This is a genomic window from Methylobacterium sp. 1973, assembly GCF_040545035.1.
Classification (GTDB): Bacteria; Pseudomonadota; Alphaproteobacteria; order Rhizobiales; family Beijerinckiaceae; genus Methylobacterium; species Methylobacterium fujisawaense.
Genome location: NZ_JBEPLA010000023.1, coordinates 16,645 through 43,248, shown reverse-complemented (window position 1 = coordinate 43,248; position 26,604 = coordinate 16,645). Strand labels below are relative to the sequence as shown.

General features: G+C 66.1%; 24 protein-coding genes and 1 pseudogene. 11 read left to right on the top strand and 14 right to left on the bottom strand.

What is annotated here, in order from left to right; genetic code table 11:
- Positions 1–92: 92 nt before the first annotated feature.
- The 8 genes and pseudogenes from ABIC70_RS27045 to ABIC70_RS27010 form a co-directional block, all read right to left on the bottom strand.
- On the bottom strand, positions 93–248 hold the full coding sequence (locus ABIC70_RS27045; protein WP_502916048.1) for a transposase: 156 nt from the start codon (positions 246–248) through the stop codon (positions 93–95).
- A 50-nt stretch (positions 249–298) separates the two neighbouring features.
- Positions 299–655: pseudogene (locus ABIC70_RS27040) on the bottom strand (helix-turn-helix domain-containing protein); the annotation flags it as partial.
- Positions 656–788: 133 nt separating this feature from the next.
- The gene (locus ABIC70_RS27035; protein ID WP_502916047.1) at positions 789–1,712 is read right to left on the bottom strand and encodes an NAD-dependent epimerase/dehydratase family protein; all 924 of its coding nucleotides are present in this window, start codon (positions 1,710–1,712) and stop codon (positions 789–791) included.
- On the bottom strand, positions 1,709–2,254 hold the full coding sequence (locus tag ABIC70_RS27030; RefSeq protein ID WP_354442154.1) for a dTDP-4-dehydrorhamnose 3,5-epimerase family protein: 546 nt from the start codon (positions 2,252–2,254) through the stop codon (positions 1,709–1,711). Before ABIC70_RS27030 ends, ABIC70_RS27035 begins: the two co-directional genes overlap by 4 nt.
- Positions 2,255–2,258: 4 nt before the next feature.
- Positions 2,259–3,521, bottom strand: a complete 1,263-nt coding sequence (locus ABIC70_RS27025; RefSeq protein WP_354442152.1) for a methyltransferase domain-containing protein — start codon at positions 3,519–3,521, stop codon at positions 2,259–2,261.
- Positions 3,518–4,651 carry a CDP-glucose 4,6-dehydratase gene (rfbG, locus tag ABIC70_RS27020; protein ID WP_354442150.1) on the bottom strand — a complete coding sequence of 378 codons (1,134 nt, stop codon included), beginning with the start codon at positions 4,649–4,651 and terminating at the stop codon, positions 3,518–3,520. Before rfbG ends, ABIC70_RS27025 begins: the two co-directional genes overlap by 4 nt.
- Positions 4,648–5,418, bottom strand: coding sequence for a glucose-1-phosphate cytidylyltransferase (rfbF, locus tag ABIC70_RS27015; protein WP_354442148.1), 771 nt, complete (start codon positions 5,416–5,418; stop codon positions 4,648–4,650). Before rfbF ends, rfbG begins: the two co-directional genes overlap by 4 nt.
- A 100-nt stretch (positions 5,419–5,518) precedes the next feature.
- Complete coding sequence (locus ABIC70_RS27010; protein ID WP_354442146.1) at positions 5,519–6,376, bottom strand: hypothetical protein; 858 nt, start codon at positions 6,374–6,376, stop codon at positions 5,519–5,521.
- 510 nt (positions 6,377–6,886) lie between these two features.
- Between ABIC70_RS27010 and ABIC70_RS27005 the strand changes: the two genes are divergently transcribed.
- Complete coding sequence (locus tag ABIC70_RS27005) at positions 6,887–8,194, top strand: TylF/MycF/NovP-related O-methyltransferase (protein ID WP_354442144.1); 1,308 nt, start codon at positions 6,887–6,889, stop codon at positions 8,192–8,194.
- A gap of 165 nt (positions 8,195–8,359) precedes the next feature.
- Complete coding sequence (locus ABIC70_RS27000; RefSeq protein WP_354442142.1) at positions 8,360–9,559, top strand: methyltransferase domain-containing protein; 1,200 nt, start codon at positions 8,360–8,362, stop codon at positions 9,557–9,559.
- Positions 9,560–9,704: 145 nt separating this feature from the next.
- Here ABIC70_RS27000 and ABIC70_RS26995 read toward each other — a convergent pair whose 3' ends face one another.
- From ABIC70_RS26995 to ABIC70_RS26975, 5 genes are all read right to left on the bottom strand, one after another.
- A complete protein-coding gene (locus ABIC70_RS26995; protein ID WP_354442140.1) occupies positions 9,705–10,238 on the bottom strand; it encodes a WbuC family cupin fold metalloprotein in 534 nt (177 codons plus the stop codon).
- A gap of 124 nt (positions 10,239–10,362) precedes the next feature.
- Positions 10,363–11,043 (bottom strand): class I SAM-dependent methyltransferase, encoded by a 681-nt coding sequence (locus ABIC70_RS26990; RefSeq protein WP_354442138.1) that lies wholly within the window; start codon positions 11,041–11,043, stop codon positions 10,363–10,365.
- A 37-nt stretch (positions 11,044–11,080) separates the two neighbouring features.
- Positions 11,081–12,355 (bottom strand): class I SAM-dependent methyltransferase, encoded by a 1,275-nt coding sequence (locus ABIC70_RS26985; RefSeq protein WP_354442136.1) that lies wholly within the window; start codon positions 12,353–12,355, stop codon positions 11,081–11,083.
- 139 nt (positions 12,356–12,494) lie between these two features.
- Positions 12,495–13,382, bottom strand: coding sequence for a sugar nucleotide-binding protein (locus ABIC70_RS26980; protein WP_354442134.1), 888 nt, complete (start codon positions 13,380–13,382; stop codon positions 12,495–12,497).
- Between the two features lie 174 nt (positions 13,383–13,556).
- Positions 13,557–15,650, bottom strand: coding sequence for a hypothetical protein (locus tag ABIC70_RS26975; RefSeq protein WP_354442132.1), 2,094 nt, complete (start codon positions 15,648–15,650; stop codon positions 13,557–13,559).
- 777 nt (positions 15,651–16,427) lie between these two features.
- On the opposite strand from ABIC70_RS26975, the gene ABIC70_RS26970 reads away from it, so the two are divergent.
- The gene (locus ABIC70_RS26970; protein WP_354442130.1) at positions 16,428–17,588 is read left to right on the top strand and encodes a TIGR04372 family glycosyltransferase; all 1,161 of its coding nucleotides are present in this window, start codon (positions 16,428–16,430) and stop codon (positions 17,586–17,588) included.
- A gap of 295 nt (positions 17,589–17,883) precedes the next feature.
- Here the strand turns inward: ABIC70_RS26970 and ABIC70_RS26965 are convergent, their stop codons facing one another.
- Positions 17,884–18,456, bottom strand: coding sequence for a D-glycero-alpha-D-manno-heptose-1,7-bisphosphate 7-phosphatase (locus ABIC70_RS26965; RefSeq protein WP_354442127.1), 573 nt, complete (start codon positions 18,454–18,456; stop codon positions 17,884–17,886).
- 85 nt (positions 18,457–18,541) lie between these two features.
- Between ABIC70_RS26965 and ABIC70_RS26960 the strand changes: the two genes are divergently transcribed.
- The 8 genes from ABIC70_RS26960 (at position 18,542) to ABIC70_RS26925 (ending at position 26,603) form a co-directional block, all read left to right on the top strand.
- On the top strand, positions 18,542–20,323 hold the full coding sequence (locus ABIC70_RS26960; RefSeq protein WP_354442125.1) for a PfkB family carbohydrate kinase: 1,782 nt from the start codon (positions 18,542–18,544) through the stop codon (positions 20,321–20,323).
- Between the two features lie 21 nt (positions 20,324–20,344).
- Positions 20,345–21,088, top strand: coding sequence for a nucleotidyltransferase family protein (locus ABIC70_RS26955; protein ID WP_354442123.1), 744 nt, complete (start codon positions 20,345–20,347; stop codon positions 21,086–21,088).
- Between the two features lie 93 nt (positions 21,089–21,181).
- Complete coding sequence (locus ABIC70_RS26950) at positions 21,182–22,120, top strand: NAD-dependent epimerase/dehydratase family protein (protein WP_354442121.1); 939 nt, start codon at positions 21,182–21,184, stop codon at positions 22,118–22,120.
- Positions 22,117–22,716, top strand: a complete 600-nt coding sequence (locus tag ABIC70_RS26945) for an SIS domain-containing protein (RefSeq protein WP_354442119.1) — start codon at positions 22,117–22,119, stop codon at positions 22,714–22,716. Before ABIC70_RS26950 ends, ABIC70_RS26945 begins: the two co-directional genes overlap by 4 nt.
- Positions 22,713–23,708 carry a dTDP-glucose 4,6-dehydratase gene (locus ABIC70_RS26940; protein WP_354442117.1) on the top strand — a complete coding sequence of 332 codons (996 nt, stop codon included), beginning with the start codon at positions 22,713–22,715 and terminating at the stop codon, positions 23,706–23,708. Before ABIC70_RS26945 ends, ABIC70_RS26940 begins: the two co-directional genes overlap by 4 nt.
- Before the next feature lie 44 nt (positions 23,709–23,752).
- Positions 23,753–24,595: a transketolase gene (locus ABIC70_RS26935; protein ID WP_354442115.1), complete on the top strand. Its 843-nt coding sequence runs from the start codon at positions 23,753–23,755 to the stop codon at positions 24,593–24,595.
- Complete coding sequence (locus ABIC70_RS26930; RefSeq protein WP_354442113.1) at positions 24,592–25,512, top strand: transketolase family protein; 921 nt, start codon at positions 24,592–24,594, stop codon at positions 25,510–25,512. The genes ABIC70_RS26935 and ABIC70_RS26930 overlap by 4 nt, the downstream gene beginning before the upstream one ends.
- A 50-nt stretch (positions 25,513–25,562) precedes the next feature.
- The gene (locus tag ABIC70_RS26925) at positions 25,563–26,603 is read left to right on the top strand and encodes a zinc-binding dehydrogenase (RefSeq protein ID WP_354442111.1); all 1,041 of its coding nucleotides are present in this window, start codon (positions 25,563–25,565) and stop codon (positions 26,601–26,603) included.
- Position 26,604 lies beyond the last annotated feature (1 nt).

Genomic DNA, 26,604 nt, shown 5'->3' with positions numbered 1-26,604 from the left:
CCGCTCGCGAACCTCAGGGGAAAAGGGTGGGGTATGCTTCGTCATGGCTCCAGTCTCTCAAGAGTTGGAGCCTCCGAAAATCCCGGCGCGATTCACTCACCGCGGTCGGCTTGAGCGACCCAGTTGCGGATGGCCTGGGCGGAGGGCTCGAACTCGCGGGCGAGATCGGCCGGGTCGCGTCCGGCGCGGACCAATTCGACCATCTGGCGGCGGAACTCGGGGGCGTAGGGCGGGCGTGTATGAGGCATGGAGCGCACCTCGTGCGGAAAGTCTGAAGGGCTCCACGAGACCGGGTCAACTCCAGCGCCATCGTGCGGGTGCTCCAGTGCGTGGCGTTGGCCGGTGCCTCTTCCAGAGTGAGGGCGACCAGGCGCTCGACGGCCTCATCGTCGATGCTGCGGGGCGCGCCGGAGCGTAGTGCATCGACCAGCCCCTCCAGCCGATGCGCGGCGAAGCGGGCCCGCCACAGCGCCACCGTCTGGCGGCTGACACCCAGCACCGTAGCCACGCCCAGGTTGGTCGCGCCCGGTTCGGCACAGGCCAGGATGATACGCAGGCGCGAAACCAGCGCCTGCCCGGTCCCGTGTCGCCGCAGCAGGCGCTTTATCTCACCCTGCTCCTGCTCGCTGAGATCGAGAGAGGGCCTTTGGGCCACGCGACATGGCGCACCTCCATCAGGAAGCACCTAACGATCGGCCCATTCGGCTAAACTGTCAAACCTCTTTTAACTCAAACCACTAGCTGAGCTTCAGACAGCCGAAATCTCGGCCGGGACCGGACGGCTAACCTTAGAAGTGTCCGCCATTCCCGCCGCAGCGTCTGGCAGTCGCATTGAGTGTATGAGCGAGGCCGGAGTTGAGGTCGTAGTAAGGGGCGAAGCCCACCTCTTGGTGGAGGCGCTCGACGTCGGCCTCAATGCTAGCCGGCTCGCTTGCCGAGAGGGGGCGGGCACCGAAGTCTATCAGGTCCGGTCGTCCAGTCAGGAGGGCGATTCGTTCTAGGATCACGCGTATTGGGGCCGCAGACCCGGAGCCAATATTGACCGTCCCGACGACCGGCGAGTCGACCAGGGCCGCGAATGCCGCGGCCGCGTCTGCCACGTGGCTGAAGTCCCGACGTTGGTAGCCGGGGCTGGTCCGAAAGCGGGCCCCCGCCGTCAGCAAGCGGATCGCGTCGCCGACCAGCCGGCCCGGCTTTTCGCCCGGTCCGTAAAGGAAGAACAGCCGCCCCCAGGCGAAGGACAGCCCGGTCTCGCCTGCATAGGCCTCTAGGATGCGCCGCGTTCCGTCTTTGGCGGCCCCGTACAGGGTGGCGGGGGCGCACGGCGCGTCCTCGCGTAAGCGGTCGGGGCCCCAGGCGTACTCGGCGCAGGTGCCAGCTGCCACCGCACGAACGCCGCCGGCCTCCCGGAAGGCGCGGACCAAGGCGATGCTCGCCGCGACCCACTCGAGGTTGACGGCCGAGCGCCAGTATAGGCCCGGCTCGGCGTACCAGGCCAAGTGCAACAGATGACTCGCCCGAACGGCGTCGAGGACGTCTCGGACAGACGCCGCGTCCAGCAGGTCGACCGGGTGGAAGGCGACCTCCGCGGCCGGCGGCCGGCGGCCGAGGGCGTGGATCTCGAAGCCGCGGGCCTGGAGCGCCGGGATTGCGTGGGCGCCGACGAACCCGGTCGCGCCGGTGAGCACGATGCGCGGCACGCCCGAACTCACACGACCGGATCCGCGCCGGTCCAGGCCGGGAAGGTGAGGTCGCGCTCACTGATCACCGTCACTGGCTCCGGCCAGACCACGTTGAACGCCGGGTCGTCCCAGCGCAGGCCGCGGGCTGCCTCGGCTACGTAGGTACAGTCGATCATGTAGAGCACCTCCGTCTCGTCGCGCAGCGTCTGGAACCCGTGCGCGATCCCCGCCGGGATGTAGAGCGCGGCCCGGTTCTCGGCGGACAGCTCGACGCTGACGGCCTGTCGGTAGGTCGGCGAGTCCCGGCGCAGGTCGACGATCACGTCGTGGATCGCCCCCATCGTGCAGCGCACGAGCTTGGTCTCGGCGTGTGGCGCCACTGCGTAGTGCATCCCCCGCACCGTGCCGCGCCGCAGGTTGAACGACACGCTCGACTGCCGGAACCGGCCCACCAGCCCGCGCGCAGCCAGTATGTCCTCGCACACCGTCCGTGCGAAGAAGCCGCGCTCGTCCCTATGCGGGCTGAGCCCGATCCGGTAGGCGCCCACGAGCGGCAGCTCATCGAAGGTCACGGGTTCACTCCACCGCGAGACCCGGGATGCAGGTCACGAACTGCCCACCCCAGGCGCGGATCGCCCCCATCTCCTGCGTAATCTCGGCCTTCAGGTTCCAGGGCAGGATCAGCACGTAGTCCGGGCGCATCGCCAGCAGCGCATCCGGCGAGACCACCGGGATCCGGCTGCCGGGCAGAAGCGTGCCCTGCTTGTGCGGTGAGCGGTCGGCCACCGCCTTGACCAGCTCCGGGCCGATCCCACAATAGTTCAGGAAGGTGTTGCCCTTGGCCGCCGCCCCGTAGCCGCAGACCTTCTTGCCCGCCCGACGCTGCTCAATCAGGAACTTGAGGCTCGCGCATTTGATCTCGACCACGGCCTCGGCGAAGCGCCCGTAGCCGTCGGCCGAGAACAGCCCGCCGTTCCGCTCGTCGGCCAGAACCCGCGCCACCGCAGGCGTCGGCGCGTGCGGGCCGTCCGCGTGGCAGAAGAACACGCGCAGCGAGCCGCCGTGGGTCGGCAGCTCTTCCACGTCGAATGCCCGAAGCCCCGACCCTTCGAGGAGCCCCGAGACCACGCCGAGCGACAGGTACGAGAAGTGCTCGTGGTAGATCGTATCGAACTGATTGTGCTCGATCATCCGCAGGAGGTGAGGGAACTCGAAGGTGGCGGCGCCGTCACGCTTGAGCAGCACCTGGAAGCCGGCGATGAAATCGAGGATATCGGGCACGTGGGCGAGCACATTGTTGGCCGTCATCAGGTCGGCGCCGTGCCCCTCGGCGAGCAGCCGCGCGGCGGTGGCGCGGCCGAAGAACGCGACCTCGCTCGGCACGCCATTCTCGCGCGCCACGGCCGCGACGTTGGCCGCGGGTTCGACGCCTAGCACCGGAACGCCCCGGGCTACGAAGTATTGCAGGAGGTATCCGTCGTTGCTGGCGACCTCCACCACCTTGCTGTGCGGCCCCAAGCCGAAGCGCTCGGTCATGGCGACAACGTAGCGCTCCGCGTGGCGCAGCCAGCCGGTCGAGAAGCCCGAGAAGTAGGCATAGTCCGAGAAGATGTGCTCCGGGCTCTCGAACGCCTCGAGTTGGACCAGCCAGCAGCGCTCACAGACATAGGCGTGGAGCGGATAGGCCATCTCCCCCTGCCCCGCCCGCGCGGGCGGCACGTAGGAATTTGCGAGCGGCGACAGGCCGAGATCGGCCACGGTGCGCGCGAGTGGAGCGCCGCAGGCCCGGCAGCAGGCCCGGTTCGGGGCGGCCGGAACCGTATCCATCGCTGCGCTCATGCCCGGTCCCCTGCCCCCGCTCCTGCCAGCGCCTCGTAGCGCGCGATCTGGTCGAGTGTCAGCGCGGCCGCGTTCGCGCCATCGCCTTGGGCCCGGTACCACGCCCCAGTCCAGTCCAGCGCCTCGGCGAGCCGTAGCCGCCGGTCCCAACCGAGATGCGCGCGCGCCTTCGAGGCGTCGACCTTGAGGAAGGTCGCCTCGTGCGGGTGCGTGCCGCCGGTGAGGCGCCACGTTGCTTCGGCACCCCAGCCCCGGGCGAGGCCGGCGACCACCTCGGAGACCGGTTGGCAATCTGCGTCAGCCGGCCCGAAATTCCAGCCTTCGGCGTAGCGCGCACCGTCCTCGCCGCACAGGACCTCAGCCAGGCGAAGGTAACCCGAGAGCGGCTCCAGCACGTGCTGCCAGGGCCGCACCGCGCCCGGCGCGCGGATCTCCACCGGCTCGCCGCGGCCGAAGGCGCGCACCACGTCCGGGACGAGGCGATTCAGCGACCAGTCGCCGCCGCCGATGACGTTGCCGGCCCGTGCGCTCGCGATCCGCGCCGGGTGTCCGCCGTCGCCGAAGAACGAGGCGCGATAGGCGCTGGTCACGAGCTCGGCGCAACCCTTCGAGTTGGAATAGGGATCGCGCCCGCCCATCGGCTCGTCCTCGCGGTAGGCCCAGACCCACTCGCGGTTCTCGTAGGCCTTGTCGCTGGTGACGATCACAACCGCCCGCACCGATGGGCAGGCGCGCACCGCCTCTAAGAGGTGCACCGTACCCATGACATTGCTGGCATAGGTGCCGACCGGGTCGGCGTAGGACGGCCGCACCAGAGCCTGGGCGGCGAGGTGGAGAATGATCTCGGGCCGTACCTCAGCCATGCAGGCGGAGAGTGCCGCGAAATCGCGAACGTCCCCGATCCGGCTGTCGACGCGAGCAGGCAATTCGGCCAGCGCGCACAGGCTCGGGTCGGTCTCCGGTATCCGCGCGAACCCAGTAACCCGCGCGCCGAGGCGAGCGAGCCATAGGCTGAGCCACGCACCCTTGAAGCCGGTGTGCCCGGTGAGCAGCACCCGGCGCCCCGCCCAGAACCCTGGATCGGGGTTGGCTGCGCGCGGTGTCGTCGGGCTCGGGACGACGGTGCTCATGCCCAGATCATCCAGGGAGCGGCCTTGCTCGCCCAGAGCGCCTCAAGCTGGTTCTTATCGCGCAGCGTGTCCATCGCCTGCCAGAATCCGGTGTGGCGGTAAGCCTGGAGCTGACCCTCGCGCGCGAGCCGCTCCAGTGGCTCATCCTCCCACACGGTGGCGTCGCCCGCGACGTAGTCGAGTACCTGCGGGTCGAGGACGAAGAAGCCGCCGTTGATTACGGCGCCGTCGCCTGCCGGCTTCTCGCGGAAATTGCGGATCGCGTCTCCATCAAGCTCCAGGGCGCCGAAGCGGCCAGGGGGCGCCACGGCGGTGAGCGTCGCCAGCCGCCCGTGCGCCGTGTGGAAGGCGGCGAGCGCGGTCAGGTCCACGTCGGAGACGCCGTCGCCGTAGGTCATGAAGAACGGTTCGGTCCCGAGATAGGAGCGCACGCGCCGGAGCCGGCCGCCGGTCATGGTCTCAGGTCCAGTCTCGATCAGCGACACGCTCCAATCTTCCGCGCCGCTGCGGTGGAACTCAATTGCCCCCGTACCGGTCTCGACGGTCACGTCGGACAGGTGGAGGCGGTAGTTGAGAAAGAACTCCTTGATCATGTACCCGCGGTAACCGAGGCAGATCACGAACTCGCGTACGCCATGGGCCGCAAATCCCTTCATGATGTGCCATAGGATCGGTTGGCCGCCGATTTCGACCATCGGCTTCGGGCGCGTCCCTGTCTCCTCTGAGAGGCGCGTCCCGAGTCCGCCCGCCAAGATCACTGCCTTCATTGCGAAAACCCTTGGCCCGCCGGCGCATTCTGCGAGGAGTGCCGCTCGGTTGCACGCTTCGTCGACGGGTGCAAGGGCGCTGGTCCTGCGCGCGGGTCTGTCAGGGCTGGACCCCGGCGGGAGCCGGTTCCGGGAGGATCGACGGCTCGCGCGCGACGGCCCACGTCTTCGCGATCAGAACGCTCCGCTCGGCCGCATTCATCCGCGCGAAGGCGCGGGTCTGGTTGTCGTGGACGAGCAGATTGGCCTGCTCGCCCTGCCGGAACGTCTCGCTCTCCGCCCAGTGCTGGGGCGGGTAGCCGCGCCCGTCGGCGCCGACGATCAGGCATGTCAGGCCTTGGGCGAGGACGCGGCGGGTTAGGCCGTCGGCGCCGCTCTCGATCTGGAAGGTGTCGAGCTTGCCCGCGATGGTGTAGGAGCCCAGGATCTCGGCCGCCCGATCGCGGCGCATGGCGAACGCGTTCGAGCGCAGGTGCGGGTTGGGAAAGGCCGGGAAGGTCGGATTAATATAGTGCAGGCTCTCGTACGAGCCCGTGGCGCTGACCATCCCCACACCGGGCTGAACGAGATTGCGCGCGAGCTTGGCCAGCCAATGGGGCGAGGCGATCTCGGCGTTGGTGTTGAGGAAGCAGACGACCTCCTCCGACAGGCTCGGCAGAGCGTCGATGTAAGCGCCTATGTCGAAGCGCAGGTCGTCGGTGTCGATCGCCGTGAAGGCGAGACCGTCGAAGCTGCGCGCTGCCGCGACCCTTGAAGCCGCGTCCGGAAAACCCTTGAAGATGACATAGAGCCGGTGTCCGCATCCCGCCGGATGGGCTCGGTACGAAGCCGCGAAGGCGCGGAAGCGCGCCTGGTGATCGGCGTCGTATCCACGCGCGAGGTAAACCACGGCGACGTCGCTCTCGGCCTCGGCGCGCCTGGCCGGCAGGTGGCCGGCGTCGTCCGTTTCACGATCCATGCCGTTCGTTCCTGCCATGCTGTCAGCGCCCGTGAGATATGGCCACCGCTGTCGAGGAGGGGCTCCTATAGCGAAATGACCGTGTGTTCGTCGACCGGCGGCCTCGCAGCCGACGGGCGGCCGGCTCGCAGCGCGCCATGCGACTTTGGCCGAACGCACCGGCCGAAATCAGCCATTCCTGCTCGCGGTGCGGACAGGCTCGGCTCCAGGGTCCTGTTCCTGAGCAATTGTCACCGAACCGGCATCTCATCCCGATCATGCGGATCGAAGAGACGCATGGCGCAAGTCTGCCCTCAAGCGGTTACTCGAGCCGACAGGCGGATCCGCTCAGTCCGGAGTTCGCGCCTCACAACACCATCTCTTCTTGATGAAGTTGCCTCGTTTCCGTTAAAGGCGGCAGGGGCGGCTGCATTCGGTGCGTCAAGGCGACCGGGAAGAAATCCGGCCCGCCAGGGGCAACGCCGGGTCGGCATCGCGAGCAACATAATGCAATCATTTGGAGCGCCGTTGATGGAGGGTGAACCAGTCCCGGCAAACGGCGAAGAAGCGAAGATTCTTCAAGACTTCACGGAGATCCGAGCTGACCAGCTCCGCCGAGTGTTGTCGCCAGATGGCAGCTTCGACGAAGCCTTCGATCTCTACAGCTCTGTCGTGGAGCGGGGCCACGTGTTTCCGGCCCGGTGGGCGGCTCGCCTGCTGGAACTCGGCGCGGCATTATCGGAGCGGGCCGACATCCGCGAGAAGATGGCCGCGGTCCGGGCTGGGCTCGATCGGCAGGAGGCGCGCTCGGCGGCGCTCGCGCGGATCTTTGACCAACTCTCCGAGACGGAGATGGCGCTGGCCCAGGCTCTGATCGCGGAAACCGCAACGATTGGGCAGGGGCTGGAACTGTACGCGTCGATGACGGCGCGCGGGATCGGATTTCCTCTGGACTGGGAAGAGAAGCAACTGCGGGCTTGCCTGAAAGCGGAGCCGGAACGGATCGATCTGAATAGCCGCTACCGCACTGTCTTGGTCACGCTCGGCATGCGAGTTCCGCCCGAGATTGAGCAGGCCGTCGCGGAGGCTGCCAAGCGGGAAGAATACGACGTCGACCACCAGCTCGCGGCGAAGAACTACCATCTCAAGACCGGCCTCGACGACGTAGAGGCCGCCTTTCGGGTGATGGTTGAGGAGATCAGACCTTTCACGATGACGTCGATGGAGCGGCTGTACGCCCTGTATAAGGCCGTCCATTACGTGGTCGCCGCGCAAGTCCCGGGTGCGTTCGTCGAATGTGGAGTCTGGCGCGGCGGCAGCATGATGCTCATCGCGCGCGTGCTCGCGAGCCTGAACCGGATGGACCGCGACCTGTTCCTGTTCGACACCTTCGAGGGACTGCCCAGGCCGGATTCCGAGATGGACGTCGACATCTGGGGCAACCGCGCGATCGACGGCTGGCTGCCCAAGCAGGTGAGCGAGACGAGCAGCCACTGGGCAGAGGCCGGATTGGACGAGGTCCGGGCAAACATTGCCTCAACCGGTTATCCGGCTGACCGCGTGCATTTCGTCAAGGGCATGGTCGAGGCGACGATCCCGGATGCGGCGCCCCGGGAGATCGCTCTCCTGCGGCTCGATACAGACTGGTATGCCTCGACCAAGCACGAGATGGTGCATCTGTATCCCCGGCTGTCCCGATCGGGGGTGCTGATCATCGACGATTACGGCCATTTCGAAGGCGCGCGAAGAGCCATTGACGAGTACATTCAAGACAACAGCTTGAATCTGCTGCTTAACCGCGTCGACTACTCTGGCCGCATGGCGTTGAAGACTATGTGACCGCCGTGCCCGGTCGAGGGCCGGGCACGCCAGGTCGCTGCTGGCCTGGCGGGCACTCCGTAGGCATCAGACGGTGGCTCCCCGACCCAGCGCCCTCCTTCCGGCGTCCGGTGAGACATGCTAGACGCGTCCCGAATAACCACCTCCGATCCGGGAAAGATTTGCGTGCTTTGTCTTGTTTGTGAAAGTGACTCCGTCACGACTCAGCTCGACGTAGGAAGTCACCCGGTGTCTTCGTTTTTCCTGGCCGAGCGTTCGGCCGAGGAGCGGACATTCCGACTCACGCTCGGACAATGCGCCGCCTGCGGCACGATCCAGAGCACGGGGATTGTGCCGCACGACGCGCTGGTGCCACCCTACGATTGGCTGTTCGCCCGCGAGCCGGAGGACCATCTCGATACCGTCGTCGAGCAGATCGTCGCCTTGCCGGGCGTCCATCCCGATTGCGTGGTCGGCGCGCTGACCTACAAGGATGACACGACTGTCGACAGGTTCCGGAAACGCGGTTTCTCGAACACGTGGCGGGTCCGGCTGGACGAGGATCTCGGCATCGCCGATCCGGCCGCGAACATTGAGACCGTCCAGAGACTGACGACCCCGGATCGCATGGCCCGCATCGCGGAACGCCGCGGGCCCGCCGACATCCTGATCGTCCGCCACATCCTCGAGCACGCCGAAGATGTGCCCGCCTTCGTCGCCGGCATCGCGGCTCTGGTGAAGCCGGGGGGCCTGATCATGGTCGAGGTACCAGACTGCACGACGAGCCTCAGGCTTCATGATTATTGCATGGTCTGGGAAGAGCACTCGCTCTACCTGACGCCGGCGAGCTTCGAGCCGCTGCTCGCGCTCGGCGGCTTTGAACCCGTTCGAACAGACATCTATCCAATCCCGTTCGAGAACTCGATGGTGCAGATCGCCCGCAAGGTCGGGAGATTCGGTTCGGCCCGGGTGAGCGCGGACGCGCGCGCCGAGCGCGCGCTGTTTTCGAGCTACTGTGAGGACTTCGAACCAACGCGGCGCACGATACGGGACAAGCTCACGCGGCTGCGCGCCGAGAAGGGGCCCATCGCGCTCTTCGGAGCGGGGCACCTAGCGTGCGCCTTCGTCAACTTCCTCGGCGTGGACGATCTCGTCGAATTCGTCGCGGACGACACACCTCAGAAGCAGAACAAGTTCCTGCCCGGCGCGCGGCTCCCGATCCTGCCCTCCTCCGCGTTGGTCGAGCATGGGATCGCCGTCTGCCTCCTCGCGCTCTCGATCAAGAACGAGGACGCCGTCATCGCAAAGAACAGCCCCTTCGTCGAGCGGGGCGGCTTATTCCGTTCGATCTTCAGGGCCAGTCCGCGCTCCATCTTCGCCGGGTAAGGCCGGCCGTTCCGCTGCCCGGGGAGCCGTCCGGTCTCTCCGGCCGTGCAAAACGGGGCGCCGCCGCCTGCGGGGAGTGCCGGCGCCGGCGGGGTCAGGCGCGGCGGCCCCCGACCGATCGGTGACGGGGGCCGGGACGTCGGCCTCATCCACCCTGGCAGGACTGGAGGAGGCGGGCGAGGAAGGCGTGGCCCGCGTCCGGGTCGCTTTCCGGCGGCGCCCAAGCGGCGCCCTCGGTATCGGTCGGATCGAACGGCCCCGTGGTCGTCTCGAGGAAGATGAGCCAATCCGATGAAAACGACAGGGTGTGGAACAGGCCCGCCGGCATCCGGTAGAAGAACGCGCCGCCCGCTTGCGGTGCGGACATGGGGATGCGGTCGGTCAGCGTACCCCGCTCGTCGAACAGCAGGGTCTCGCACCGGCCTTCGAAGATGGCCAGCGTTTCCAGGCGCGACCGGTGGCGATGGGGACGAACGTAGGATGTCCGGTGCATCGCGATGAGCATCTCCTGCTGCCGGTCGGAGGGCTCGGCGTGGAAGCAGAGCCGGCACCGCCGCCGTGGAGAGAGCGCCGCCTGGGCCTTCAGAACGTCGCAGGTCTCAGCCCCGACAGCCCGGAACTGGCCATCCGAGTAGAAGACCTCCGGCGAGACCTGCCTGATGTTCGCGAGTTCGGTCACGTCGCGCTGCCCCTTCGCTCATCGGCTGGGATGGCCGTTCGCAGGGATGGCCCGAGCCTGAACCCCGGCCATGGGCGAGCGGCGCTCGTCCCAGAGCCAGCGCCGCATGCGAGGGATGCGACGGTCAGGACTTCCGACCGGCGCACAGCGCGATGACGTAGTGGGCCATGCGGTGATATCCGGTATGAACGACCTCGTCATTCATGCTGAACATGAAGACATTATGAAAATACTCGGACATCAGCTTCTTCAGGTCGGGGGCGCTCTTGCAGTTCACGTGGCCTTCCTTCGACTGCTGCGAAGCGTAGACCTGGCTTTCAAGGGACGGCATTCCGACGATGGCGGCGCCGTTGGGATCGAGGTTCGCGAAGCAGTTGGTCAGGAACGCACGCTCCTGCGCCGGGTCGATATGTTCCAGGACGTCGAGGGCGTAGACAGCGTCGAAGGCGCCCGGTACCGGACCGTCGAGCATGTCGTGGACGAAGGCATCGAAGCGCCACGGGTCGATCATCCGGTCGTTGACGTCGTCGATGAAGACGGGATCGAAATCGATGGCGGTGAGTTTGCCGACCTCGGCCTGAACGATGCGTGTTCCGAACGCGTCGCCGCAGCCGATCTCCAGCACGCTGCTACGGCCGGACAGCATCTTGGCGGCGAACTTGTAGCGGGCCATCCGGAAGACGATGTGCTTCGGGTCTTCGCACCAGCTCTCACTGCTGCGCAGCCCCATGCGCTCGACGCCGCGCTCACTGGCGGCTTTCACGATGACCTGATACTGCGCTTCTCTGGTCTTTCGCTCGCTCATCGTTCAGCATCCAATTATCGCGTGTGATGGAATTGGCTTAGATCTGGACGTCGCCGTCTTTGTCGACGACTCGCGTCGAGGGGCAAAGGACCACAAAGTGGCCGCCGCGCTCCAAATAGTTTCTGTTGTTCTTGATGATCAATTCCGAGTGAACCCAGGCCAAGATGATGGTGTAATCCGGCATCCGCTTGATCAGTTCGGCCGTGGGTACAACGGGGATGCCGTCGCCGGACTCGTAGGTGCCGACCTTCTGGGGATGGTCGTCGACAATGAAGTCCAGCTTGGACTTGAGGCCGAACTGCGTGATCAGGGTTGGGCCGCTCCGGGCAGCACCGTAACCGGCGACGGTCTTCCCCTCGGCGCGCCACTGCGCGACGAGGGACGAGGCCCGTTCCCGCAGCTGAGTGACCTTGGCCCCGAACGCCCGCAAGGTCTCGACTTGGTCCAGACGGCGCTCGTCTTCGTTGGCGAGAAGGTCGCGCACGGAGGCGTCGATCGGATGCGGGCCGCCCTTCACCTGCACGGTTCCGACCAGAGACCCGTGCTGGATGCGCGCGCGCTCGACCGCGATCAGCTCCAGTCCGTGCCGGTCCAGGAAGGCGATCAGAGGCTTTACGGAGTGATGACTCAGATGTTCGTGGAACAGTGTCGCCACGAGAACGCCGTCGATGATGTCCTGAAGGTACTGGGCCTCGAAGAAGAACAATCCGTCCGGTGCCAGGAGGGTCCTGATGCAGTCGACCATGGAACTGAGATCGTCCGCATGGGCGAAGACATTGAATGCGCAGACCACCTTGGCAGGTCCATGCTCGGCGCGGATCCGCTCGGCGAGGGCCGGGCTCATGTAATCCTGCAGCGTGGGAATACCGGCCGCGTTCGCGCGTTGGACGGCATCGACTGCGGGGTCGATGCCGAGCACCCGGCATTTCGCCTGCTTGAAGGGCTTGAGCAACGAGCCGTCATTGCTGCCGATGTCCACGACGAGGGTGCCTTCGGCGAGGTCGATCTTGCGGGATACCTTCTCGAAGATCTGAGCGAAGTGCTCGGGCATGCCCTTAGCGTCACCCGAGTAGTACGTGTAGGAGCTCCAGAGATAGTCCGGATCGATGACGTCGAGCTGCTGGACGTGGCCGCAGGCGCGGCACATGTAGACATCGATGGGAAACCGCGGCAGAGCCGCAGCCGCCTTCGGATCCGTGCTGTAGCGTTCGGAGAGCGGGATCGGATCCAGATCTACGACGCGCTCAACCTCAGAGGCGTTGCACAGGCGGCAGGTGGTTCGATGCGTAACGCGCGTGTCGGCTGCGCTCATGAAGGGAACTCCTCTCGGTAACCGTCGCACACGCTCAGGCCGTGGCGAATGATCGGACACTCACAGAGCGGGGTCGTGAAGCGGGCCCGCGCTGCGAGCTTCGACGTCCATGAACCCGTCCCCTGTCTCAGGGCAATGTTCAAGCGCGAGGCAAATCGAGATCAGCCAGGACTTCGGCGAAGGGTTGTGGCGCCACGCCGGTCAGATCGGTCGTTCTCGCCATCCCCAGGCCGCTGAACGTCGGCTTGAACGGGATGTTGACTCCCTTCTCGACTGAGGTCGTCGGCTCGATCAGCCGAGGATCGATCCCGCGATGGGCCGCGAGCGCGCGCGCGAAGCTGACGTAATCGATATTTTCCGCACCCGACAGGTGAAGGTTACCAGCCACGCGCGCCTCCCCCACCCGGGCGAGCGCCTCCCCGACGAACCTGACGGAAAGGGGCGCGAAGGTGAGATCAGAGAAGGGCTGGATCGCTTCGTTCCTTGTCCAGGCGGCTGTCCAGGCGGGCAGCGGGGACACGCCGCCGTCGAGGATCTTGGTCAGCCGAACGATGTTGAGCCGGTCGGCCCATCCCATGGCTGACGCCAACGCCCGCACGCGGGCCTCGCCCTCCGATTTCTGGCGCGCATACGGGATACGGGGATCATGCGGATCGTCCTCGTGCGGCCAGGCCCGCTCTCCGCCGAACACGGAATTCGTCGAGATGAACGTTACGAACAACCCTTGGCTCAGCAGTGAAGCGACTGTCCGAGGAATTAATTCCGTATTGATGACTTGCGCGGCTGGATCCTTCTCGCAGCGCTCATAATTAGTCGCGGCGGCGATGACGAAGGCGTAATCAATGCCTTCAGGCGCTCGAAACGCCTCGGGATCTTCGAAGTCGAGAAAGACGCGCTCGTCCGAGATTGTTGAAGGGCGCCGCGTGCTGGCAATAACTCGGTCACCGCGACGCTTCAGCGCCGCAAATGTGCTGCCTCCGACCAGGCTGTCTCCGCCCACGACGAGATAGCCTCTGCCGCTTGCCATATGACTCCTCGTTCCTCGCCGCCGCGTGGCTTAAATCAACGCATCCGAACACTCAAGCGGCCGTCCCGGGCGGCCGGGATGTCGGCCTCTGCCGGCTCAGGTGCCGGTGCGGCTGACCTCGGGCTCACCCCGGGCACGGGCGGGAGCCCGCGCCGCGCGAAGCCGGGACCGGCTTCATCGCTGCCATCCGTTTCGGCCCTCCGCCAGGCCGTAATCGCGGAAGTGCGTGAGCGGGTTGATCTGAGCGGCGGCGACGTCCGGGTTCGCGCTCAGATAGCCGCTGACGCTGAAGTAGGCCGATGGGTCGCGCTTCTCTCGCCAGCCATGCTCGAAGAAATGCGTTTCCGGGTCGATCCGGGCCTGAGCCACGTCGGTGTTGATCCGGTTGTAATAGGCCGTGTCGAACTGCAGGGCGCGTTCGGCCATCGCCCGGGTCTTGCTCTCCCACGGGCCGCGGAGCCAGATCGTGGCGCTCGTACAGACTCCCGGATCGGCGGAGGTGGCCGGCTTGCGCCGCAGATTGGCCTTGAGGAGCGATAGGTAGGCCGGAAGGGCGACGATGACGGCCCCGAGCCAAGCGCTGAGCCTACGGCTGCCGGTGATCTCTTTTGCCTGGAACAGCAGGTAGGCCGGCACGAAGCGCGCCGGGGCCGTGACCAGCGCGAAGCTCTCGACCCTGGCGGCGGGCGGCAGTTCGCTTCCCATCAGTTCGATCATGTCGCCGTAGACCGCATAGCGGCTCTGGAAGATGACCGCGTGGATGGCGTCGACGCAAATCAGGATCGGGGCGTCGTCCCTGCACTGGGCGGCGACGAGGCGGAGAAGCCGGGGCAGATCCTGGAGCATGTGATCCGACAGGGTGATAATCGCCCCGTCGAAGCGCGGTGTGTCGGAACGGCGCTTGTCGATGTCCGTCAGTTTGACGATGGCGCAGGGAGCCCCGCCCTGGACATAGGTATCGAGGGGGCTCGCATGGTCCCGGACGTATATTGGGTGGCGGCTCTGCGCCCGAAAGGATCGAATCTGCTTCGAGAAGTTCGCGTAGTCGAGGTAGCCGTAGTGGAACGGGCTCACGTTCGGCGGTGTGCCGACGAGCCGTCTGACGAGCCGCGCTCCGAGCCTTTCGGCCCTGTTCGCGCGGTCGAAACGGTGGCGGACGGCCTCCAATGGGCGGGGCACGTAGCGCGGCAGTTCCGGCGGTGTCGCGTTCGCCGGGATGTTGTCCTGAAAGTGAAGCAACCCGGACGTCCAGTAAGGGTGACGCAGGTGCGAGGTAGGCGGCTGCGACAGGTGACCGAACAGTTCTGTCATGTAGCGGTCGGCCTCGGACGCGACCGCGTCAAACTGGTCCGGAAGCCGGCCCGTGTGGAAGGTGATCGACCGTGTCGCGTAGTCACGGTGCTGCGCCGTCGTCCAGAAGGACAGGCGCGGAGCATAATCCTTCGGCGCGATGCGGCCGGACCGGATGTAGTGCAGCTCGCCTCGGCGAGCCTGCATCTCAAGGATGAAGCCCTCGTCCGAGTCCGTGATGACGTCGTAGTTCCCCGACGGTACGAGCTCGGGGATGAAGGTGTAGTCGCACCATCCGACGCAGGTGGTGAACGGGCGCTCTGGACGGATGCAGAGCATGAACAAGAGGAAGAATCGGCCGATCAGCGTGTCGTCGTCGACACGCCAGAAGAACTGGTTGGCGGCGCTGTGATGCGACAGCTCTTGGTTGACGAGACTCGCGCGCGCGGTGAGGTGCAGGGCGTCGAGCGTGAGCCTCACGAGCTCCGCCGGCGAAGCGTCGAGCGTCCCCGTCACGCCCGAGACGCGCTTCTGAAGTTCGTCGACTACATCCTCCTGCTTGGAGCGGAGGCTGGCCGACATCACCGCGTTGTAGCCCTTTCCGAGGCGGTCGATGACGGTGCTCAGGATGCCGTTCGACAGAACGAAATCTGCATTCAGAAAGATGAAGGACGTGCTGGTCTGGAAGCTGCCCATCGAGGCGATCCCCCGGCCATAGGCGACCGTGAGGATGATGCCGTAGCTCTCCAGAGGTAGAAGGTCGTCGATGAACACGAAGGAATAAGGGCAGAAATCCTTGATCCGGTTGATGCCGTCCGAGTTCAGAAAGTAGTCAACGCTCGATCTGACGGTCAAAAAGATGATTTCGCAATCGCCTGCGCGGGTGAGCGCCGGAAGATTGCCCTCAGCCAGGAGGGCTGGAAGTGAAATCGCGCAAAAATCGCGGATGTAACGCTCGCCCCACACCGGGACCAGCACGCGGAAACGCGGACTCGCTGCGTCAGCCTGAGACATATGGAAGGGCTGCCCAATGGTCTTTGTTGGTCGATTGCGGAGGCGTGATCGTGCCGTGCCACTGTCATGATCCCGCGCCTGAGAAGCTCGGTCACGCGGAAGCGCGCCACGGGCGTGTCGCGAGCGCCACTAAAGCGCCCCCTGGGGCGATGCAAGCCGCTCAGTGTCTAATGTGCGGTGCAGCAACAACCGCCGCTCTGATCTGGCCGGTATCGCGAGGCCGCGTGCAGCCCGGCTGCAGGCTGCGCGGGACGGCCGCGACGGCAACGCAGCGTGCGTCGGCCGGCGATTCGGTGACTGAGCTTCCCGCGCGGCGGCCCTCCGGTCGGTTCGTGAGATGATAGATCCGTCGCCACGTGTCCCGTCGCGCGGCGATCCCGACGTCGATCCACGCAGGCCCAGGCGGTCCGGTTGGTGCTTGGTCGCGGCAGGAGGACGGCTCAGGGGGCGTCTTCAGCACGCCGACCGGTCGCCGGATGCTCGACGGTTGCGAAGGCCGAGCCGTGATTGACAGAAAGACGAGCTTGTGTCCCCTATGCGCAAAAATTCGCCACGTGCGATTTTTCTTGGTGGCGGAAATACATATCGCAAGGGCGAAAATTCATTGCAGTCGCAAAAATCCACAACACTATCGACCACATACTTATAATTAAAAATGCGACACAATCCCTGATCACAGGACGACATCAAGCGTTCAAGCTTCGCACGAGTTGGATGAGAATGGCTGTCCCAAGCCGTCACATGGCGGGTATCCTGGCGAAGCTGCTCGCTGATGCACGTTACGCCAAGGCGGCCGGCTGGCTGGCGCGCTGGTTGGATCTGAAGGTCGTCCAGGTCGCGGTTCCTCAGCGAATCGGCCATCTCGCCCTGGAAGGCGACAGCTTCCTGAAGGACTACCGGCTGCGCTGCGGTCGCTTCCCCGTGGCCATCATGATCGAGCCCGACCATGGTGGCTTCGCGAATCCCGTCCTCGCGCAGTACCTGGATCGCTACATCCACGTTATCCCACGAACTGCCGAGGCGATCGCGCTTGAGGCTCGGCTCCGGACGGAGGGCTTCGTCGAAGAGACGGCCCCTTACGCCGTCGCGATGTACGAGACAGCCCGCTGCTTCGACGTCTATCGTCGCTGGGGTGCGCGCGGCCCTCTCTTCTGCCTGACCGCGGCTCATCGGAAGGCGACCGCTGCGGCGCTCGCGCAGATGGGCGTTCCCGACGGCGCTTGGTTCGTCTGCCTGCACGCGCGCGGCGGCGGCTATTCCCCGAGCGACGAGCATTGGCATCTCCATCGCAACGTCGACATCGCCGACTACGATGAGGCCATTGGCCTGATCACCAAGCGAGGCGGCTGGTGCATCCGCATGGGCGATCCGACCATGCCGCCGATGGTTCCGCGACCGAACGTGGTGGACTATGCGCTATGCCCGCTCAAATCGCCGCTCCTGGACATCGGACTGTCGGCGAGTTGCCGGTTCTTCCTGGGCTGTGCGTCTGGCCTCTACAATGTGGCGGCGATGTTCGGCCGCCCGTCGATCCTCGTCAACACCACGCCGCTCTCGGGCTCCTACGCCCTCAACGCGGGCGATCTCGCCCTGCCGCAGGCCGTGCAGACCCGCGAGGGCCGGACACTGTCCTTCGGCGAGGTTTTCGCGTCGAAGGTCGCCGACTTCCGCCTCGCCGAAGAATTCGTCGCTGCCGGTCTGGTCGCCCGGAACGTGACGCCCGCGGAGATTAGGGAGGTTACCGAGGAGATGCTCGACCGGCTCGACGGCACGGCATCCTACACAGACGACGATGCATCGCGGCAGGCCTTGTTCCGGAACTATCTGCGCCCGGGCCACTACTCTTTCGGTGGTGACTCTCGGATCGGGCGCGACTTCCTGCGCAGAAACTTACCGCTCTGAATCGGTGTGGCGCCGAACCGGAGACCGGAACTAAACGGGAGGTTCGCCATTGAATGGAGGGATCACAGTGTAATTTAGGCGCGGTTATGAACACGACCCAGCGCGCTTTGGCGCGTGCGACTCGGCGTCTCGAAATGCTCCAGGCGAGCCCCATGGGGGCGCAGTCCCGGGAGGCTCTGCTTCTGCGCGGGGAGATCGAGGGCCTCCGCAAGCAGACGGCTTATATCACTGGTGCATCCTCCTGATCGAACGCGCCGGGGCCGCCTCACGCCCCCGGCCGGACAAGGCTGATGAATCAGGCTTGATCCGTGAAACCCGCCGCCGCGGCAGTCCGACCGTTGAGGAACGTCTCGACGCACGACAGTAGGCTGTCTCCGGGCCGGAGAAGTATGCCTGGCACGCCAGCGGCGTGCCCCGCCTCGACGTCGCGCGGGTGATCTCCGATCATGATTGAAAGGCGCACATTAACGTTCCACGTGGCGATCAGGTCCAGCAGCATGCCCGGTTTCGGTTTCCGGCATGTGCAGGCGCGCCGGTACGCCGCCTGCGTCCCATCCTCGTGATGCGGGCAATACCGGAGATCGTCGATGCGAGCGCCGATACGAGCGAGATCGGCCTGCATCTGCGCGTGGATCTGACGGACGGCCACCTCGTCGTAGAAGCCGCGGGCCACACCTGACTGGTTGGTCACGACGAAGGCGAGAAATCCCGCGCGGTTGATGCGCAGGATCGCCTCTGGCGCGCCGGCGAGCCAAGCGAATCGCTCCAGCTCGCCGACATAGCTCCGGTCCTCATTGAGAACGCCGTCCCGATCCAAAAACACGGCCCCGCGTGGCGGATGCCGGCCGGCCCCTGTGTGCTTCCCCATTGAGTTCCCCACCACCAGCATGAGCGTCGGGCCGATCGCGGGAACCGCGAGGCGCCTAGTCGTTCGCGTCGCACCACGATACCCGATGCTGCGGCCCGCTCAGAGTCCGTCGTTCGGGAGCAGCCGTCGCGATGCGGGATCGCCGCCGCGCGTCGATCTGAGGCATTTTGCCTTGCGGAAGCCGCATTCCGATTACACCCCGCACGGATGTCGTCCGCGTGCCTTCGGGGCGGCTGCCGCCTGCCGCGCGCGTGTCCCTGAGCCGAGGAAGGCTCAGTCGGAAAACGTTCCGGCGATCGGGTCCCGCCGGAGGTCCGACCATGCTCAAGACCATTGCGGCCGCGACGCGGACGAGAAGAGAGGGATGGACGTGAACTTGGGATCCAAGGAAACTGCATCGCTCGTCGAGATCCGCGAGTCGGTCGGTGCCGGACGAAGCATCGTGTTCGTCTCCGGCAACTTCAACGTCGTCCATCCGGGCCACCTCCGTTTGTTCAAGTTCGCCGCGGAGATCGGCGATTACTTGGTCGTTGGAGTCCTGCCCGATTCATCGCCCGGTGTGACGGTTCCCGCGGAGATGCGGCTCGAGGGGCTGCGCGCCAACATCCATATCGATCACGCTCTGCTGCTGACTTCGCCGGTTGAGGATGTCATTTCGCGTCTTCGGCCCGAGATCGTCATCAAGGGCAAGGAGTTCGAGAATCGCGAGAACCCGGAGCAGGCGATCGTCTCCGCGTATGGGGGCAAACTGATCTTCGCGTCCGGCGAGGTCCGCTTCTCGTCGCTCCAGCTCCTGCGCAACGAATACCTGCAGACCAAGCTCTCTACCATCATCAAATCATCGGACATGCCCGCCCGGCGCGGCTTCGGGATGGAGGATCTAAAGCCGATCCTGTCTCAGTTCGCCGGGAAGCGGGTGCTCGTCGTCGGTGATCTCATCATCGACACGTACATCGACTGCGAGGCCCTCGGCATGTCGCAGGAGGAGCCGACCATCGTCCTGTCCCCGATCGAGCAGCGCACCTTCGTCGGCGGCGCGGGGATCGTCAGCCTGCACGCGCGGGGTCTCGGAGCGCAGGTGAACTTCGTCACGGTGGTGGGGGACGACACCCTCTCGCAGTTCGCGCGGGACAATTTCGAGCGCTACGGTGTCGGCTCGGAGCTGATCACCGACGACACGCGCCCAACGACCCACAAGACGCGGTACCGCGCGGCGGGGAAATCACTGCTGCGGGTCAACGACCTTCGCCAGCACGCGATCGATCCCGTCGTCATGCGCCAATTCCTGCGCAAGGTCGAGGAACTGCTTCCACGCACCGACCTGCTGCTGTTCTCGGACTTCAACTACGGCTGCCTGCCGCAGCTTCTGGTGGATGCCGTCGTCGCCCGCGCGAAGGAGCACGGCGTGATGACGATGGCCGACAGTCAGGCCTCGTCCCAGCTCGCCGATATCTCGCGGTACCGTGGCATGACGCTGATCACGCCGACCGAGCGCGAGGCGCGGCTTGCCACCCAGGACTTCGAATCCGGCCTGATCGCGGTGGCCGAGCGGCTGAAATCCGTGTCGGGCACGCAGCACCTGTTCGTGACGCTGGGCGCCGAAGGCCTGCTGATCTATGGGGACGACCAGGGCGTGACGCGCACGGATCGCCTGCCGGCCTTCAACACCGCGCCGCGCGACGTCGCCGGCGCCGGGGACTCGCTGTTCACGACCGCCTCGCTGGCGCTGTGCTGCGGTGCCGACATCTGGCGCAGCGCCTATCTTGGGTCGCTCGCGGCGGCCTGCCAGACATCCCGGGTGGGCAACCTCCCGCTCACGGTCGCCGACATCGTGGCCGAGATCGACCACCCCGACGATTTTGCCTGAGGTCCGCCAGGACGCACGATCATGCGCGCACTCCTACTCGCCGCCGGTCATGGCACGCGCCTGCGTCCGCTGACCGAGCGGGTTCCGAAATGCCTCGTGCCGATTGCCGGCCGCCCCCTGCTCGATTACTGGCTTGAGCGCCTGTTCGCCTGTCCGGACATCGAGCGCGTCCTGATCAACACGCACTGGCTCGCGGAACAGGTTGCGGCGCATGTCGGTGCATCGGCTTGGCGGTCGCGGATCGACCTCGTCCACGAACCGGAATTGCTCGGGACCGGTGGCACGATCCTGGCTAATGCCGGCTACTTCAGATCCGAGCCGTTCCTCACGGCCCACGCCGACAACCTGACCGCGTTCGACCTCGACGATTTCCTGGCCCGGCACCGCGGTCGCCCGGCGGGAGCGGCCATGTCAATGCTGAGCTTCCGCACGGACGATCCGCGCTCCTGCGGCATCCTCGAACTCGACGAGCGGGCCATCGTCCGGCGCTTCCACGAGAAGGTGGCGGAGCCGCCGGGCAACCTCGCCAACGCCGCCGTCTACATCCTTGAGCCGGAGGTGGTCGACTTCGCCGCGAGTCTCGGCCGGCCTGTCGTCGACCTCAGCACCGAAGTGATCCCGCACTTCGTGGGCCGGATCTACAGCGTGGAAACCCCCTCCTACCATCGGGATATCGGCACGCCCGAGAGCCTCGCGCACGCCGAGCGCGACTTCGCCCTCGGGCTGCGCGGCAACGGTTTGTCGGGCGGTTCCTCGCTTGTGTAAGCGGGGAACGGGTGTTATCGCACCTCGCGCCGCGAGCGCGTGATGGCTCGGATGCCGTTGATCGAAAGTCAGCGGCCTGAATACAGGTGATTCATGAAAGTCCTCGTCACCGGCTCGTGCGGCTACAAGGGTTCCGTCTTGGTCCCTAAACTTCTGGCGGCCGGACACTCGGTTCGTGCTTTCGACATTCAGTGGTTCGGCAACGAGCTGCGGCCGCATCCAAATCTTGAAATCACGCGCGGCGACGTCCGGAATCCTGACGAAATCGACCTCGACGGGATCGACGCGATCATCCATCTCTCGAGCGTCGCCAACGATCCCTGCGGAGACCTCGATCCGAAGCTGACCTGGGAGATCAGCTGCCTCGCCACGATGCAGCTCGCGGACGCGGCGCACCGGCGGGGCATCAAGCGCTTCATCTACGCGTCGTCCGGCAGCGTGTACGGCGTCAAGGACGAGGAGCAGGTCACCGAGGATCTGACCCTGCTGCCAATCTCCGAGTACAACAAGACGAAGATGTGCGGCGAGCGCATCGTGTTGTCGTACAAGGACGACATGGTCGTTCAGATCGTCCGGCCGGCCACGGTCTGCGGGTTCTCGCCGCGCATGCGCCTCGATGTCTCGGTCAACATGCTGACCATGCAGGCGTTGACGAAAGGCAAGATCACGGTCTTCGGAGGCGACCAGACCCGCCCTAATATTCATATTGATGACATCACGGACCTGTACCTGTTCCTGCTCGATCATCCGGAGCACACGGGTGTCTACAATGCCGGCTTCGAAAACATCTCGATCCTCGACATCGCCAAGATGGTCGTCGACCATGTTTCCGCCGAGCTGGTCGTGACGCCCTCGAACGACCCCCGGTCCTACCGGGTCAATTCCGACCGCCTCCTGGCCACCGGCTTTCGTCCGAAGAAGACTGTCGAGGACGCGATCAAGGAAATCGTCGGGCTCTACCGCCAAGGCGCACTCAAGGATGAGGATCGCTGGTACAATCTTCGCTGGATGGAGCGGGAGATCGTGCGATGATGCTCACGGGCGGCACGGAGTTTTATCGGGATTACGGGCGCCGTCTGTCGGCGGCCCTGGACCGCGTCGAGTGGGACATGGTCGAGCGCCTGGCAGAAGATCTGTACGATTGCTGGAAGACCGGCCGCCAAGTCTTCATCGCCGGAAACGGCGGAAGCGGCGGCAACGCCATCCATCTCGCCAACGACTTCCTCTACGCCCTGTCGAAGATGGCCGGCTCGGGCCTGCGCGTCCACGCCCTGCCAGCCAACCCGGCGGTGCTCACCTGCCTCGCCAATGACGAGGGCTACGAGACCGTGTTCGCCCTGCAACTCGCGGTTTTCGCCCGACCGGACGACCTGCTGATCGTCTTCTCGGGCTCGGGCAACTCGCCCAACATCCTGACTGCGCTGGAGGCGGCCCGCGAGATCGGCATGCGGAGCTACGCCGTGCTGGCATTCTCGGGCGGGAAGGCCAAGGCGCTCACGGATCGGCCGATCCACGTCGCGGTCGACGACATGCAGATCGCTGAGGACGTGCAGCTCATCATCGGCCACATGCTGATGCAGAAGCTCTCGGCCCACCGTCACCTCGTCCGGGAGGACGCGCCGCAATGAGCAACGAGCGATTCCTCGTCCTGGGCTCCAACTCCTTTTCGGGCGCCACCTTCTGTGACTACTTGGCCGAGCAGGGGCACGACGTCGTGGCCACGAGCCGCTCGAACGAGCCCCACGACGCTCTGCTGCCCTATCGCTGGGAGAAGCGATCCGGCACGGTCCGGTTCGAGCGGGTGGACATCAACCATGACCTCGAGGCGCTTAAGCGCCTGCTCGCCGAGACGCGCCCGACGCATGTCGTCAACTTCGCCGCCCAGAGCATGGTCGGCGAATCGTGGGCGAACCCCGATCACTGGATGATGACGAACGTCGTCTCCACGGTGCGCCTCCACGAGCTGCTGCGCCGCTACGACGGGCTGGAGCGCTACGTCCACGTCACGACCCCCGAGGTCTACGGGTCCACGGAAGGCTGGGTGCGGGAGGATCATCCCTTCAATCCCTCGACGCCCTACGCGGTCTCGCGGGCGGCCGGCGACATGTCGCTGCGCAGCTACTTCCAGACCTACGACTTCCCGGTGCTCTACACCCGCGCGGCCAACGTCTACGGTCCCGGCCAGCAGCTTTACCGGATCGTGCCGCGGACCGTGCTGGCGGCGCTGTCGGGGCAGAAGCTGAAGCTCGACGGCGGCGGCAAGTCTGTACGCGTCTTCATCCATATGCGCGACGTCTCCGACGCCACCCTGAAGGTCGCGCGCGCCGGCCGGCTCGGCGAGAGCTACCACATCTCCGGCTACCGCCTGGTCTCCATCCGCGAACTCGTCGAGATGATCTTGGCGGCGCTCGGCAAGTCCTTCGAGGAGTGCGTCGAGATCGGGCCTGATCGGCCGGGGAAGGACTCCGCCTACACGCTCGACAGCGTGAAGATCCGCACGGCTCTGGGCTGGCAGGACCGCATCACCCTTGAGGAAGGCATCGAGGACGTTATCCGCTGGGCGCAGCGCTTCGGCCCCGCCCTCTCCGATCTACCGATCCGCTACGAGCACAAGCCTTGACGCGGCGGGCCGAGTAGGAACGGGCAACAGGGATCTGGGCTGACATGACTGTGGACCGGGATCAACCGCCGCCGGACGTTCCGGCACTGAAGGCGATGGCCGCGCAGCTGCGCGGGCGCGTCGTCGAAATGTCGCACAAGGCGCAGAGCGCGCATCTCGCCTCCTCGCTGTCGTGCTGCGACGTCCTGGCGGCCGCCTACTGGCACGCCCTGGACATCGACCCGGACGCGCCGCGGGCGCCCGACCGGGATCGCTTCATCCTGTCCAAGGGCCATGCGGCGAGTGCGCTCTACGCGGCCCTGGCCTACCGGGGGTTCTTCCCGCGGGAGACGCTCGACACCTATTGCCAGGACGGTGCGCTGCTGGCCGAGCATCCCCCGGCCAATCTGCTGGCGGGCGTCGAGGCCGCCACCGGCTCCCTCGGACACGGCCTGCCCCTTGGGCTCGGGATGGCGGTCGCGGCCCGGATCGCCGATCGGCAGCACCGGGTGTTCGTGCTCCTCTCGGACGGCGAGAACAACGAGGGTTCGGTGTGGGAAGCGGCCATGTTCGCGGGCGGGCAGCGCCTGGAGAATGTGTGCGTGATCGTCGACTACAACAAGTGGCAGGCGACGGCCCGCTCGAACGAGACCCTGGCCCTCGCGCCGCTGCGCGAGAAATGGGCCGCCTTCGGCTGGGACGCGCACGAGATCGACGGCCACGACGTCGAGGCTTTGGCCCGCCTGATGCGCGCCGTGCCCAACGGCTCCGGCAAGCCGGTGGCGCTGATCGCCCACACGGTGAAGGGCAAGGGCGTGTCGTTCATGGAAGACGACAACAACTGGCACTACCGCGCGCCCTCGGCTGCGGAGGTCGCCCAGGCGTTCGCGGAGCTCGGCCTGTCATGAGGAATGCGTTCGCTGACGAGCTGACCAAGCTCAGCCGCGATCCCCGGGTCGTCATGCTCTCGGGCGATATCGGCAATCGCCTGTTCGACAAGTTCCGAGCGGCCGCCCCGGAGCGCTTTCTCAACTGCGGTGTCGCCGAGCAGAACATGATGGGCGTCGCCGCCGGCTTGGCGATGTCGGGATTCCGCCCGTTCGCCTACACCATCGCGCCGTTCGTCACGACCCGCTGCCTGGAGCAGATCCGCACCGACGCCTGCTACCACGAGGCGCCGGTCACGATCGTGGCGGTCGGTGCGGGTCTGGCCTACGCGGGTCTCGGCCCGACGCACCATTCCTGCGAGGACATCGCGTTCCTGCGTGCCATCCCCAACCTGGTGGTGATCTGTCCGGGCGACGCGTTCGAGGTGCGGGCTGCCATGCGGGCCGTGCTGCAGCAGGACCGGCCGGCCTATATCCGCCTCGGGAAAAAGGGCGAGCCGCTGGTTCACAAGGACGTTCCGGAGACCTTCCGCATCGGCGAGGCGCTGACGGTGCGCGAAGGGACCGACGTCTGTCTTCTGTCGACCGGCAACATGCTGCCCGAGGCGGTCCATGCGGCGGAGAGCTTGGCCGAGAAGGGCCTCTCCAGCCGCGTGGTCAGCTTCCACACCGTCAAGCCCCTGGACGAGCAGTGCCTGCGGGAGGCCTTCGGCCGCTTCCGCCTGGTCGCGACGATCGAGGAGCACTCGGTGCTGGGCGGCTTCGGGTCCGCGGTGGCCGAATGGCTCATCGACAGCTGCACCCAGCCCAAGCCCTTCATCCGGATCGGCACGCCGGACAAGTTCTACAAGCTGGCCGGCGAGCAGGAATATGCCCGGGAACAGCTCGGGCTGACCGGCGGCCAGATCGCCAAGCGGATCGCCGCGGCACTCGCCTAGCGGTCGGTCACCCTGAAAACGCGCAACGAAACGGCGAGACCTGGAAGAGCATGAAGACGCAAGCGGCGATCCTGGTCCAGACCGGCCAACCCCTCGTCATCGCGGACTTGGACATCCCGGCGCTCAAGCCCGGCCAAGCTCTGGTGGAGATCGCCTATTCCGGAGCCTGCGGGACGCAGGTCATGGAATGGCGCGGGGACAAGGGTGAGGACAAATGGGTTCCGCACTGCCTCGGCCACGAGGGCACCGGCACCGTCCTAGAGACCGGCGCCGCGGTCACCAAGGTGAAGGCCGGCGACAAGGTCGTGCTGTCCTGGATCAAGGGGCACGGGGTTGAGGCGGGCGGCGCGGTCTACGGCTGGGAAGGCCGGAACGTGAACGCCGGCGGCGTGACCACCTTCCAACGCCACGCCGTGGTCAGCGAGAACCGCCTCACGCACCTTCCGGCGGGGCTCGACATGGATCTCGCCGTCCTCCTCGGGTGCGCGGCGCCGACCGGCATGGGGGCGCTGTTCAACACACTGAAGGTTCAGGCCGGCGACGCCGTCGCCGTGTTCGGCAGCGGCGGCATCGGTCTCAACGCGATCATGGCCGCGACCTTCGCGGGCGGCTTCCCGGTCATCGCCGTCGATCCGAGCCCCGGTCGCCGCGCGCTCGCCAAGCTCTACGGCGCCACGCACGTGATCGATCCGGGCGAGGGCGACGTGCTCGCAGCGATCAAGGCCATCGTCCCGACCGGCGTCGACGTCGCGGTCGAGGCGTCCGGGCAGCCGTCCGTGATGGATCAGGCGGTCAACGCGACCCGCCAGCAGGGTGGCCGGGCCGTGGTCATCGGCAACGCGAAGGCGGGCGCTGTCCTCACCCTGAATCCGGCCGTGTTCAACCAGGGCAAGAGCCTGTTCGGGACCTGGGGCGGAGACAGCCATCCCGATCGCGACTATGGCCGCTTCGCCAAGATCCTCGGCTCGGGTCGCTTCCCCGTCCGCGATCTGCTCTCGAAGCCCTACGCCCTGACGCAGACCGAGCAGGCCTTGACGGATCTGGCTGCCGGCAAGGTGGGGCGGCCGCTGATCGACATGTCGATCCACTAAA